The sequence below is a fragment of the Paenibacillus sp. FSL W8-1187 genome (assembly GCF_037965485.1).
GTDB classification, from domain to species: Bacteria; Bacillota; Bacilli; order Paenibacillales; family Paenibacillaceae; genus Paenibacillus_O; species Paenibacillus_O pasadenensis.
The window spans coordinates 1,314,908-1,327,453 of sequence record NZ_CP150181.1 but is presented as its reverse complement, the minus strand read 5'-3'; the positions used below and the strand labels follow the sequence as shown (position 1 = coordinate 1,327,453).

Here is a 12,546-nt window from a genome sequence, read left to right as displayed (position 1 = left end):
CCGTGTCGCAACCGGCTGTGCGCCTGCCCGTCCCGCTGCCCAAGCCGGAAGAGGCGTCGTCCCCGTGGCGGGACGCCTGGCGCAGCTTCCGCCGCAATCGCATGGCGATGGCGGGGCTCGGCATCATTGTCTTTTTCATCCTCGTGGCCGCGCTCGCTCCGGTGATCGCCCCCTACGACTACAAGGAGCAGGAGCTGATGAACCGGCTCCAGCCTCCGGGCGGGGAGCACTGGCTCGGCACCGACGACCTGGGGCGGGACATCCTCTCCCGGCTCATCCACGGCGCCCGCATCTCCCTGTGGGTCGGCGTCTCGTCGGTGGTCGGCTCGATCGTCGCCGGCACGATGCTCGGCATCCTTGCCGGCTACTACGGCCGCTGGTGGGACGCGATCATCTCGCGCCTGTTCGACATCCTGCTCGCGTTCCCCGGCATCCTGCTGGCGATCGCCATCGTCGCCGCGCTCGGGCCGTCGCTGCAGAACGCGCTGCTCGCGATCGCCATCGTCAACGTGCCGGTGTTCGGCCGGCTCGTGCGGGCGAAGGTGCTCAGCCTGCGCGAGGAGGAGTACATCGTCGCCGCGCGCTCGCTCGGCATGAAGAGCTCGCGCATCCTGCTGCAGCATATCCTGCCTAACAGCCTCGGGCCGATCATCGTGCAGGGCACGCTCGGCATCGCGACCGCGATCATCGAGGCCGCGGCGCTCGGCTTCCTCGGCCTCGGCGCGCAGCCGCCGGATCCGGAGTGGGGCAAGATGCTGTCCGACTCGCGCCAGCTCATCCAAAAGGCGCCGTGGACGGTGCTCTTCCCCGGCCTTGCGATCATGCTCACCGTGCTCGGCTTCAACCTGATCGGCGACGGCCTGCGCGACGTGCTCGACCCGCGCATGAAGCGCTGATCGGGGCGCGGGGCGGGGCGCGCAGCGATTGGCTGGGCGCGGGACGCGCGGCGATTGGCTGAGCGCGGGCGCGCAGCGATTGGCTGAGCGCGAGCGTGCAGCGATTGGCTGAGCGCGGGACGCGCGGCGATTGGCTGAGCGCGGGCGCGCAGCGATTGGCTGAGCGCGAGCGTGCAGCGATTGACTGAGCGCGGGCGCGCGGAGCTTGCGCGGGTAGCCGGGCGCGGGACGCGCGGCGACCTTTGCGCTCCATACATCCGCCGCTCCTAACCCGCCCATCCCGGCGCGTTCCCGCCCATCCAAGGCTCATTTGTGCCTTGGATTTCCTATTCCGACGCCTCTCCCGCCCATCCAAGGCACATTTGTGCCTTGAATTTCCCATTCCGGCGCGTTCCCGCCCATCCAAGGCACATTTGTGCCTTGGATTTCCCATACAGGCGCGTTCCCGCCCATCCAAGGCACATTTGTGCCTTGGATTTCTCATTCCGGCGCGTTCCCGCTCATCCAAGGCACATTTGTGCCTTGGATTGCCCATTCCGGCGCGCTCCCGCCCATCCAAGGCACATTTGTGCCTTGGATTTCCTATTCCGGCGCGTTCCCGCCCATCCAAGGCACATTTGTGCCTTGGATTTCCCATTCCGGCGCGCTCCCGCCCATCCAAGGCACATTTGTGCCTTGGATTTCCCATTCCGGCGCGTTCCCGCCCATCCAAGGCACATTTGTGCCTTGGATTTTAATTTCTATCATCCCAGGTTGGCAGTCCCCTAGCCGAATCAGGTACACTAGCAGCAAAGAGGTGACAAGTCATGAAACAACATCGCTCTACATCCGGCGAGGTTAGGACCCAAGTAGTTCGAGAGTCGCTCGACGGCGTTCCCACGGCTGAGCTGGCCCAGAAGTACGCGGTTTCCCAAAGGTCGATTCGCGCCTGGGTGCGGGAGTATCAGGAGAAAGCTGCCCTTGCGAAAAAATCGACAGCATCGACAGGAGCTAGGCCCGACAACGCTCAGCGGCTGGCGGAGATGGAGGCGAAATACGAGCAAGTGCAGAAGCTTCTTGCGGAAAAGGAGCTCGAGTCGGAAATCCTGCGTGCCTTGATCAACACGAAAACGAATAGCCCTGCCTCGATGAACGACTCGAAGTCTCGAAATCATTCATCGGGCAGGGGAAATCGATAGCCCGCTTGCGCGGGCAGCATGAGCTGACGATCAGCAAGTAGAAGTTGCTTCGCTTCGGCCTTCGCTTCGGCCAAGAACTGATCTTGCTGAACTCTCGCAAAAGAAAACCTGGCTATGCGCCGCTACGCCAAATCCGGACGAAGGCGATAGCGGCATACTTTTCCTCCGGCCGCAACAGACTCGAACAAGCCTTTTTCCGCCAACCGCTTCAAATGGATCGCCGCCGTCCGCCGATGGACGCCGATCGCTTCCGCAGCCTTGAACGGATAGATGTCTCCTCCATGAGCGCGAGCGTAGCGCAGCAAAGCAGCATCGACTCGATTCATGCCTTCCCCTGCTCCATCCCCCTTGATGCCGACCGAGAAGTCCGAGCCGCTGCGGGCGATTTGCGCGATCAGATCCCGGACTTGATCCGGCTCCTCCTTCAGGGAGTCGTACGCGACGGTCAAGGTGCGGAACCCATGCGAGTGGAGAAACATTTCCCGCATCGCCTCTCTCCTGTAGCCGCTCCGGTCCATCTGCTGCACATGAGGGCCGAATCCTTTGACATCGATGTTGAAGCGCACGCCTTCGGCGAACCAGGCGAAGTCCAGATAACAGGCGGCTCCTCTCCAGTCCTTGACCTCATATTCGGGATGGAGATCGTCAAAATGACCGAACAGCGGCCACCATACCGCCCGCAGGAAAAGGATCTCTCCGTGAGCATGTCCGCGCTTGAGCCGGTCCTTCCGCTCTCCCGTCCGGGCATCGACATGCCGCTGAAGCCACGCCGCATGCGCCGAATCGAAAGACTGCCCTCGCCGATGCCCGGCGTGACGGGAAAAATCCATGCGGCTCAACGCCGCCTCCAGCCTTGGGGCAATTCGATATAACGGTAGACTCTCCGCTCTGACGGGAACAAGCCGAACTTCCCTTGATCCGCCTTTTCCTTAAACGAAGCCATCAGCGAACGAATCTCCGCTGGATCTTCCACCAGCGCATCATAAGCGATCGGCAGCATCCGGTATCCGCAGATCGTCATGTAGGCGTTGAACATCATCTCCCGGTTGCGCTCCTCTTCCGTCTGCCTGGCATACGTCTCGAATTCCTTGACCGCAATATGGAAATATTGATTGCCCTGCAGCCAGGCGAAATCAAGAAAAACCGGCGCTCCCTTCTCGTCCTGGACTTCATATTGCGGATGCAGATCGTCCAATCGACCGAACACCGGCCACCAGATCTCTTTCAGGAAAAGCATATCCTTCTCTTTCTGCCCCTGCTCCAGCCGCCGCCTCCGCTCCTTCGTGCTGCTTCGCAGATGGCGCTGAATCCAAGCCAGGCGCGCTTCCTCGAATCGCTGCTCTTGCTCTTGCCGATCCTCCATGCTCGTACAGCCTCCTCTTGAAAAAATGGATGCAAAAAAGCCCTGTACCGCCTCCCTGCCAGCCGGACGGTCTCAGAATTACGAGAGCTGTCGCTGACAGAAAAGATGGAACAGGGCGTTCTTCGCCACGAAACCAATCGGTCGGCACTCTTACATCCGTGCCGCTACAAGCCTATTCTAGCCAAGCGGCCGTCTGCTGGCAAGCCCCTTCTTCCGCTCGACGCTGCGGCCTCGCGTAGCTTGATCTTGCCACGCCTTGCCACGCCTTGCCATGCCTTGCCACGCCTTGCCATGCCTTGCCATGCCCTGCCACGCCTTGCCACGCCTTGCCATGCCTTGCCACGCCTTGCCTTGTCATGCCATGCCATTTCTGCGCGAAAACTCCTCACAGCGCCCCAAGCGCCCACAGCCCGGCCTGGCGGACGAGCTTGCGGTACTCCGGATGCTGGAACGATTCGCGGCGATGGCCCGGCGACAGGTAGGCGACGCGTCCGAGACCAAACGCATGAGCCCAAGCAGCCGGCCAGCGGCTGCCTTCATGCTCGTACTCCAGCAGCACGGACGCCGTCGTTACGGTCGCTGGATCGAACCGGTAGGGCTCCTCTTCCATCCGGAAAGGCTCCACGCCGTCCAGCATCGGATGCGCGCAGCCCGCCTCGGTCGGCGAGTAGGCCAGCTCCGTCCAGTCCGGATGCCCGGTGAAAAAGCCCCCGATCAGCTTCGCGAGCTCCGGATCCGTCTGCAGGGAGATGCCGTTGTGCAGGACGAGCAGAGCTCCGCCCGCCTGTACGAACGACAGCAGCCCTTCGATCTCCTCCGGCTGCTTGCCGGTGCGCCAGTTGTCCGAGTAGGAAACGACGAGGCGATAAGGAGCCAGCGCCTCCGCGCGCAGCCGGCTGTAATCCTCCGTCGGCTCCAGCTCCAAGGCGCCGGCGAAAATCGTCTCCAGCTCCGGATAAGCCGCGTCCAGCGGATGATACGGCGCCCGCTCCCCTTTGTCTCCGATTACGAGCGCTCGCGGCAGATGTCCATGGGATGTTGTCATGGGATGATTCCTCCTTGGAAAAAAATGCGTCATCGTCCGATGACGGAACGCAGCGAAGCGGGAGGCCCCGCTCGCTGACGGCTCCCTACGTCCAGCTCATCTCCGCGCCGGTGTTGTCGATGAACGCCGGGTGATCCCGAGGCGTCCGATCCGCCCGATGCCCGTCGATGACGGTCGCGATGCCGGCGGCCGACTCTGCGGCCGTGTAGGTGCCCTCTTCGCTCAGCTTGCCGCTCATGTAGCTGCGCACCCAGCCGGGGTGGATGACGAGCACGCGGCCGCCGCGCGGCTTCAGCTCGTTGTGCAGGATGTTCGACTCGATGTTGAGCGCGGCCTTGGACATGCAGTAGCCGTACCAGCTTTCCCGCCACGTCTGATTGATCTGTCCCGCCTCGGACGAAATGTTCACGACCAGCTTGTCCTCGCCGGCGAGCAGCAGGCCGCTCAGCGCCTGCACGACCCGCAGCGGTCCGACCGCATTGACGGCGAACTGCCGGAACATCGCGTCATAGTCGATCTCGCCCAAGGCGCTTCCTTCCTTGTCGCCGACGACGCCGGCGTTGTTGACGATCAGCTCGAGACGGTCCGTCCGGCGCGCGACCTCCTCCGCTGCGGCGCGCACGCTGTCCCCGTCGGCGACGTCGATGGCGAGCGGCACGAGCCGCTCCTTCCATTCCTCCGGCACCGGCTGCGGCTCCTGCCACTCCGGCATGTAGCGGCCGGCGAACACCGTATAGCCGCGCTGCAGCAGCTCCAGCGCCAGCGCGTAGCCGACGCCGCGGTCGGCTCCTGTTACAAAGGCATGTTTCATGCCCTTCCCTCCTCTATCGGTTCTGTTGAAAAGGCGACGGACGCTCGGCATGATCCTTCAAGCCGAACGGCCTGAAGCCGCGCCTGTCAAAACGCAGCCCCTGCTTATGAATGCGCTTCCCTCTCATTCTACCTGCAGAAGCCTGCCGGCGCCAACGCCCGAATCGGGCAGCGCGCAGCCTGCCTCCCGCTCACCGCCAGCTCCGCGTCGGCTGCCAGCCGAGCAGCCTCTTCGCCTTGGCGTTGCTCGACCAGGCCGCATGCGGCGGGCCGGAGCGGGCGAACTCCAGCAGCGACGGGTAAAAGCGAGCGGCCAGCTGCTCGTTCGGCACGAGCGAGCAGGTGTCGTCCGCCGTCACGTTCACCGCCTCGAAGCCGAGGCCGTCCGCTTCCACCGCGAGCCGGCAGGCGGCGGCCGCGTCGCGCGAGTCGACGTGGCTCCACAGGAAGCGCTCCGCGCCTTCGTAGCGGCTCAGCCACTCGTATTCCTCGGGGAGCGGCACATGCCCGAACCGCAGCGCGACCGCCTGCATGCCCGTCCGCCGATGGAACATCGCCATCGCCTGCTCGCCGGCGATCTTGGACAAGCCGTAGCTTTCCTGCGGCAGCAGCGGATGCGACTCGTCGACCGGCGCATGCTGCGGGGCGAAGCGATGGCGGGCGAAGCACCAGCCGTAGATCGACTCGCTCGAAGCGGCGGCGACGCGAGAGATGCCGAGCCCGGCGGCCGCTTCCAGCACATGGTACGTCGACAGCGAGTTCAGGCGGAAAAGCTTCTCCGGCGACAGCTTGCCCGGCGCGTTGACGCCGGCCAGATGAAGGACGGCGTCCGCACCCTGGAGCGCGCCGTACACCTCTCCAAGATCGGTCAGGTCGGCGATCGCCGTCCGGCAGATCCGCTCCGCCGGCGCGGCGAGGTCGACGTTCACCGGCTCGTGGCCGTGCTCCAGCAGCTCGCGCAGCACGAAGCGTCCGATCCGTCCGCTGCCTCCGGTGACGGCGATCTTCATCGTCTCTCCTCCTTTTTCAGCCGGGCTGACGGACGGTTCCAGCAGAGAGGGAACGGGGCACAACCCCCTTGAGTCCAGCGCCGCTTCATCGCCCCGCCTCCTCGTCGAGCGCCCTCAGCATCGTCAGCGCCGCCCGCATGTAGCCGAGCGCATACGCCATGCCGGCATGCCACGGCGCCGCGCAGGCGACCGAAGGCGTATGGTCGGGAATGAGCACGCCGCCGAAGCCGCCGTCCCGCAGCAGCCGCAGCGCCTCCACCATGTCGATATCCCCCTCGTCGAGGAACACTTCGTCGTAATGCGGCACCTTGCCCCGCACGTTGCGGAAATGCACGTAGCCGATCTCGCCGGCATGCGCTCGGATCGTCTCGTACACGTCGCCGTCCGTCATCTCCGCCGTCGTCCCGAGGCACAGCTCCAGCCGGCTGTTCGGACTCGGCACGAGATCGAGCAGCCGCCGGTAATAGTCCGTCCGGTAGACGAGCCGCGCCGTGTCGCGGACGACCGGCAGCGGCGGATCGTCGGGATGCGCCGCGAGCACGACGCCCGCCTCCTCCGCCACCGGCACGAGCTCTTCGAGGAAGCGCCGCACGCGATCCCACAGCTCCGCCTCCGAGACCGGCGCGATGACGCCCGGACCGGCATCCGGATCATAGATGAAGTTCCATACCGAGCCGCTCGGCATCGGCGACTGCGGCGGATCGTGGAACACCGCCGTGCGCGCCCCTCCGCGCGCGGCTTCGACGTAGCTCAGCCCCCATACGCCGGCCAGGCTGAAGTTGTAGCCGAGCATGCGGATGCCCGCGCGGCCCGCGTCGCGCACGATCCGCTTCAGCCGGTCCATCTGCTGCGCTCGCTTCGGTCCGTCCAGCAGCACGTCATGCCAGTGCGCCGGGCAGAAGTTCTCGATCGCATGCAGCTCCACGCCCTCCGCGTTCATCTGCGCCTTGAGGCGCAGCATCGTATCGAGCGAGTACATCTCGTCGTGGCGCGCGAGATCGAGGACCGGCTCCGTATAGTCGGTCAGATGCGCGACGATGTCGGTGCAGCCCATCTGCCGGGCAAAACGGAAGTTGTCCCGCGTCAACGCGCGCTGGCCAAGTCCGAGTCCGAGCCTCATCGGCGGCCGCCTCCCTTCGGCGCGCCGGCCGCAGAGGCTGCGTCGGTCGAATCCGGCGCATCGGCCGGATCAGACGAATCGGACGCATCACGCGGATCGGACGCCTCGCGCGGACTGGCCGCAACGCCTCCGCCGCCTGCCCCGGCCTCTGCGGCCGGAACGTCCGCAGAGGCTGCGTCCGGGCCGTACACGGACAGCCTTCGCAGCTCCAGCCCGAGCGTGCCCGCAGGCCGGATGGCCGCGAGCCGGACATGAGCCGCTTCGATCGTCGGAAAGGCCAGCTCCTCCGCGCCTGCCCCGCCAGAAGCGCTCGTGTCGGACGCGAGATGATTCAGCCGCATGTTCGCCTCCTCACCGTTCCGCTCCAGCACGGCCGTCCAATTCGCGCCGTCCGCCGAGGCTTCGAGCCGGTAGCGGGACGGACAGCCCTCTCCCCACTCCAGCTTGACGCGCCCGATGCGGCGCAGGCCGTCCAGACGGACGGCGATCTCATGCTCGCCGCGGACGCGGGTCCGCCACGCCGTATGGCGCAGGCCGTCGACGGCGCATTCCGGCCCTGAGCCGCGATGATGCAGGCTGATGCTACCGCTTGCAGGACGGCCGCGCGCCAGGTCGCCTTCACCGGCGAATGGCTGGACGCCCCAGCTCAAGCCGAAGGCTTCCGGCCGCTGCGGCTTCCGCTGCGGCTTCCGCTGCGCCTCCCGCCCGGCTGCCGCATCAGTCGTCTGCCGGCTTGCCGTCTGCCGACCGTGCGGACCGTCCTCCGGCATTGCCGTCGTGACGAACAGCACGCCCGGACCGTCCAGCTCCAGCTCGATGCCGCGCGCCGCATCGGCGCCGGACAGCGTCAGCGCCGGCGCGGGATAGCCGTCCGCATCCGCCGGACGCTCCCGCTCGCTGCAGCGGTAGACGGCCAGGTCCGCGCCGCCGGACGCCTGCGGCAGCACGAGCCGCAGCGACTGCCGCCCCTGCCGGTGGCTGACGATGGCGGCGCTCCAGCCGTGGCCGCCGCCGTCCAGCGGCACGAGCGCGGCGACGCCCCGGACGCCTGCCAAGACGGGCTCGCGCCATCTGCCCGGCTCCCCTACGCTCACGCTGCCGCTGCCGCTGCCCCCGGTCCCCGGCCCGGCTCCCTCTCCACCTTCGATGCCTCCGGCTCCCGGCTCGCCTACGCTCACGCCGCCGCTGCCTCCGGTCCCCGGCCCGGCTCCCCATGCGCCTTCGTCGTCCCACACCGAGGCCGCCACGATCCGGCTGCCGCGCGGGAACAGCCGCGACAGCAGCGCCATCGGATCGTACCACGGCCGCAGCGCGCGCTCCTGCGCGTCGCCGGACGAATTCCAGAACCCCCACGTCTTCCACTCGCCGGAGCTCCACGGATAACCCTTGGCATGATGCATGACGTCGTCGAGCATCCAGGCGATCACACCCGACTGGCCGCCGCGCATCGCCTGCAGCGCGAAGTCCGCCATGAGCACGCCGTACTCGAACGTCCGCACGCGCGGCTGCTGGTCATGCGCCTCGTCCTTGCCTTCGACGATGCCCGCCTCGGTCATCAGATACGGCTTCGCCGCGCCATCCGGATCGTTGCGGTCGATGAAGCGCCGCTTCTCGCGCACCTGCCGCTCCAGCCGGCCCGAGATCAGGTCGGCGTCCTGCACGTAGCGGTGGATGTCATAGGCGGACAGCAGGCCGCCGACGCCGTACACCGCAAGCTCGACCCACTCGTCCTCGTTGGACGAGTCCGGGCCGATCAGCCCGATCCGCCCCGCCAGGCCGCGCCGCTCCAGCACCTGCGCGAGCTGCAGCATCCCCCGCCGCCACAGCGCGAAGCGGTCGCCGTCCTCCGTCGCCCAGTCGCCGTTCGGCTCGTTGATGAAGTTGTACCAGCGCGCGCAGCGGTAGCCGCGCACGTCCAGCAGCTGATGCAGGAACTCGCCGATCAGCTCCGCCCACGCCGGATCGTCGGAAGCCGTCAGCCCGAGCTCCGGGCTGCGGCTCCATTCGCCGACGATGGCGTCGATGCCGCGCCGCTCGCAGTGGTCGAGGATGCGCCACAGCCTCCGCATCATCGGCGTCTCCCAGTCGTAGACCGGCTCGCCGCGCCCGTCCCAGCCCGCCGTATAGGCATTGGCCCGCAGCATGACGCGCACGAGCGGCGTCCGCGTGAAGTCCACTCGCTCCAGCAGCGTCTCCCACTGCTCGTCCGTATGCTCGTACGTATCGCAGGGGTCCCACTCGAAGCCGATGCCGTCGAAAGCATCCACGAGCACGTCGTCCGCATCGATGCGGACCGTCCAGGCGGCTGCGCCTTCCAGCCTTTCCGCTACCGCCTTCGTCTCCACGCTCATCCTCCTTGCCCCTTTCCATCCGCTTCCCGTTGGTCCTCCGCCTCGCCGCCGCGCAGCGGCAGCCAGTCCAGCACGTCCCGGATCGCCGTGTCCCAGTAGCTCCATTCATGGCCGGCTCCCGGCGTCTCGACATAGGTCAGGCCGATGCGCCCCTCGAACTGCCGGCGGAAGTCCAGGTTCAGGCCATAGTTGAAGTCCGCCGTCCCGCAGCCCTGGTAGAAGCGCGGCAGCTCCGTGCCCGCCGCCAGATGCCCCTCCAGCACATGCGCCAGATCGTCGGGACTGCCGTCGTACGCCTCCGCCGAGCCGAACGTCAGCTTGGCCATGCGCAGCATCGCCTCGTTCGCGATCGGCGACTCGCCGGTCAGCCGCGTCCGCTGGCTGAGGCTGCCGGACAGGCTCGCCACGGCGGCGAACCGCTGCGGACAGCGGATGCCGAGCTTGAACGCGCCGTAGCCGCCCATCGACAGCCCGGCCGCGAACGTATCCTCGCGCCGGTCCGACAGCCGGAACATCGCCCCTGCGACGGCCGGCAGCTCCTCGCTCAGGAACGTGAAGTAGTCCAGTCCCTGCTTCTGATCGGAATAAAAGCTCAAGTGGACCGACGGCATGAGCACGGCGATGCCCTTCTCCTGCGCGTAGCGCTCGATCGAGCTGTAGCGCAGCCAGCTCATATGGTTGTCCGTCGCCCCGTGCAGCAGGTACAGCACCGGCCAAGGCGGCCCGCCTGCGGACGGCCCGGCCGCTCCGATCGCCGCCCCGCGCTGCGGGATGACGGCGGCGAGCGAGCTCGACAGGCTCAGCGTTTCCGAGAAAAATTCGACTTGCGCCAGCGGCATGGTTCATGAAGCTCCCTTCCGGATGAAAAATGAAAAGCAGCCCCCGGACGCCAAGATCCGGGAGCTGCTTCGCGTCAGCCTTTGACGGAGCCGATGAGGGCTCCTTTCACGAAATGCTTTTGCAGGAACGGATAGACGGCCAGGATCGGGGCGCTCGAGACGAGGATGGACGCCATTTTCACCGTGAACGGGTTGACCTGCTGCTGCACCGCCACCGAGATCCCCGCCTGGGAGATCGCCTGCGACGTGTTGCTGATGAGGTCCTTGAGCACCATCTGCAGCTGCCACATATCCTTCTCCGTCGCATACAGCACCGAGGAGAAGAAGTCGTTCCAGTAGCCGACCGCGATGAACAGGCCGACCGTCGCCAGCACCGGCTTGGACAGGGGCAGCACGATGCGGAAGAACACGGTCAGGTCGTTCGCGCCGTCGATCTTGGCCGCCTCCTCCAGCTCGTCGGGGATGCCCCGGAAAAAGCTGATCATGACGAAGATGTTCCACGCGCCGATCGCGCCGGGCAGGATGAACGCGCCGTAGCTGTCGATCAGGCCGAGCATCTTGACGAGCAGGTACGACGGCACGAGGCCGCCGCTGAACAGCATCGTGAACAGGATGAGCAGCGAGAACAGCTTGCCGCCGCGCAGCCTTTTCTTGGAGACGGCATACGCCATCCCCGCCGAGAGGAACGTGCCGATCAGCGTGCCGGCCACGGTCGTGATGATCGTCACCTTGAAGCCCGACAGGATCGAGACGTTCTGGAACACCGCCTGGTACGCCGTGATCGAGAAGCCGGCCGGCACGAGGAACAGCCCGCCGCTCGCCGTCAGGTCGGGGTCGCTGAACGACGCCATGATCATGTACCAGAACGGGTAGATCATGAGCGCCATCAGCAGGATGAAGAACAGGATGTTCGCTACATTAAAGACGCGTTCGCCACGGGACAATGCCATCTTGCCCTCGCCTCCCTTACCACAGGCCTTCCTGGCCGCTTTTTTTGACGATCGTGTTCACGGTCAGGATGAGCGTCATCGCGACCGCCGACTTGAACAGTCCCGCCGCCGTCGCATAGCTGTAGTTGGCTTCCTGGATGCCGACGCGGTAGACGTACGTGTCGATGATGTCGGCGACGTCGTAGACGAGCGGATTGTACAGCAGGAAGATCTGCTGGAAGCCGGCCTCGAGGATGTTCGCCAGGCTGAGGATGACGAGGATGAGGATGACCGGCCGGATCGCCGGCAGCGTCACATGCCAGGTCTGCTTCAGCTTGTTCGCGCCGTCGATGCGGGCCGCCTCGTACAGGTCGGCGCTCACGCCGGCGATCGCCGCCAGATAGATGATCGTGCCCCAGCCGACTTCCTTGTAGATGTCGCTGATGACGAGGATCGAGCGGAAGTACCGCACGTCCCCGAGGAAGTCGATCGGCATGACGCCGAACCGCTGCAGGATCAGGTTGACGAGGCCGTCGACCGGATTGAGGAACGTGATCAGGATGCCCGAGAAGATGACCCAGGAAATGAAGTGCGGCAAATAGACGACCGACTGCGCGAAGCGCTTGAACAGCTTGCTGCGCAGCTCGTTGAGCAGCAGCGCGAGGATGATCGGCAGCGTGAACGACGCGATCAGCTTGTAGACGCTGATGATGATCGTATTGCCGAGAATCTCCGTGAAGTCCGGCGAGTTGAACAGGCGGGTGAACTGGTCGAACCCGACCCATTCGCTGCCGGTGATGCCTTTGTAGATGTTGTACTCCTGGAACGCGATGATGACGCCGTACATGGGCATGTACTTGAACACCAGCACCAGAAGCAGGCCGGGCAGCAGCAGCAGGTACAGATAGCGGTCCCGCAAGATGTCCTTCAGCAGCGATCCGCGGGCCTCCCGCGTCCGCTTGCCGGCCATGACGGCCGGCTTCGTTGCAGCCATGTGGCGCTCCT

Annotated in this window: 12 protein-coding genes; 2 read left to right on the top strand and 10 right to left on the bottom strand. The window is 65.8% G+C overall.

Annotation, left to right across the window (positions count from 1 at the left end):
• Window positions 1-2: 2 nt before the first annotated feature.
• Window positions 3-896: an ABC transporter permease gene (locus NYE40_RS05780; RefSeq protein ID WP_043110998.1), complete on the top strand. Its 894-nt coding sequence runs from the start codon at window positions 3-5 to the stop codon at window positions 894-896.
• 806 nt (window positions 897-1,702) lie between these two features.
• Entirely contained in the window at window positions 1,703-2,074 is a 372-nt protein-coding gene (locus tag NYE40_RS05775; RefSeq protein ID WP_101808652.1) for a helix-turn-helix domain-containing protein, read from the top strand.
• A gap of 122 nt (window positions 2,075-2,196) precedes the next feature.
• Here NYE40_RS05775 and NYE40_RS05770 read toward each other — a convergent pair whose 3' ends face one another.
• From NYE40_RS05770 to NYE40_RS05725, 10 genes are all read right to left on the bottom strand, one after another.
• Window positions 2,197-2,904, bottom strand: coding sequence for a hypothetical protein (locus NYE40_RS05770; RefSeq protein ID WP_101808651.1), 708 nt, complete (start codon window positions 2,902-2,904; stop codon window positions 2,197-2,199).
• A gap of 5 nt (window positions 2,905-2,909) precedes the next feature.
• Window positions 2,910-3,311 (bottom strand): hypothetical protein, encoded by a 402-nt coding sequence (locus NYE40_RS05765; RefSeq protein ID WP_180968460.1) that lies wholly within the window; start codon window positions 3,309-3,311, stop codon window positions 2,910-2,912.
• Window positions 3,312-3,822: 511 nt separating this feature from the next.
• The gene (locus tag NYE40_RS05760) at window positions 3,823-4,482 is read right to left on the bottom strand and encodes a ThuA domain-containing protein (protein WP_153782985.1); all 660 of its coding nucleotides are present in this window, start codon (window positions 4,480-4,482) and stop codon (window positions 3,823-3,825) included.
• Window positions 4,483-4,567: 85 nt separating this feature from the next.
• On the bottom strand, window positions 4,568-5,293 hold the full coding sequence (locus NYE40_RS05755; protein ID WP_194843285.1) for an SDR family NAD(P)-dependent oxidoreductase: 726 nt from the start codon (window positions 5,291-5,293) through the stop codon (window positions 4,568-4,570).
• A gap of 190 nt (window positions 5,294-5,483) precedes the next feature.
• Window positions 5,484-6,302 carry an NAD(P)-dependent oxidoreductase gene (locus tag NYE40_RS05750; protein WP_153782983.1) on the bottom strand — a complete coding sequence of 273 codons (819 nt, stop codon included), beginning with the start codon at window positions 6,300-6,302 and terminating at the stop codon, window positions 5,484-5,486.
• A gap of 85 nt (window positions 6,303-6,387) precedes the next feature.
• A complete protein-coding gene (locus NYE40_RS05745; RefSeq protein ID WP_153782982.1) occupies window positions 6,388-7,422 on the bottom strand; it encodes a mannonate dehydratase in 1,035 nt (344 codons plus the stop codon).
• Window positions 7,419-9,773: a discoidin domain-containing protein gene (locus tag NYE40_RS05740; protein ID WP_339279514.1), complete on the bottom strand. Its 2,355-nt coding sequence runs from the start codon at window positions 9,771-9,773 to the stop codon at window positions 7,419-7,421. The genes NYE40_RS05745 and NYE40_RS05740 overlap by 4 nt, the downstream gene beginning before the upstream one ends.
• Window positions 9,770-10,612 carry an alpha/beta hydrolase family protein gene (locus NYE40_RS05735; protein ID WP_339279512.1) on the bottom strand — a complete coding sequence of 281 codons (843 nt, stop codon included), beginning with the start codon at window positions 10,610-10,612 and terminating at the stop codon, window positions 9,770-9,772. The genes NYE40_RS05740 and NYE40_RS05735 overlap by 4 nt, the downstream gene beginning before the upstream one ends.
• 74 nt (window positions 10,613-10,686) lie before the next feature.
• Window positions 10,687-11,562, bottom strand: coding sequence for a carbohydrate ABC transporter permease (locus NYE40_RS05730; RefSeq protein ID WP_101808645.1), 876 nt, complete (start codon window positions 11,560-11,562; stop codon window positions 10,687-10,689).
• A gap of 16 nt (window positions 11,563-11,578) precedes the next feature.
• Complete coding sequence (locus tag NYE40_RS05725) at window positions 11,579-12,535, bottom strand: ABC transporter permease subunit (protein ID WP_228551300.1); 957 nt, start codon at window positions 12,533-12,535, stop codon at window positions 11,579-11,581.
• Between the last annotated feature and the right edge of the window lie 11 nt (window positions 12,536-12,546).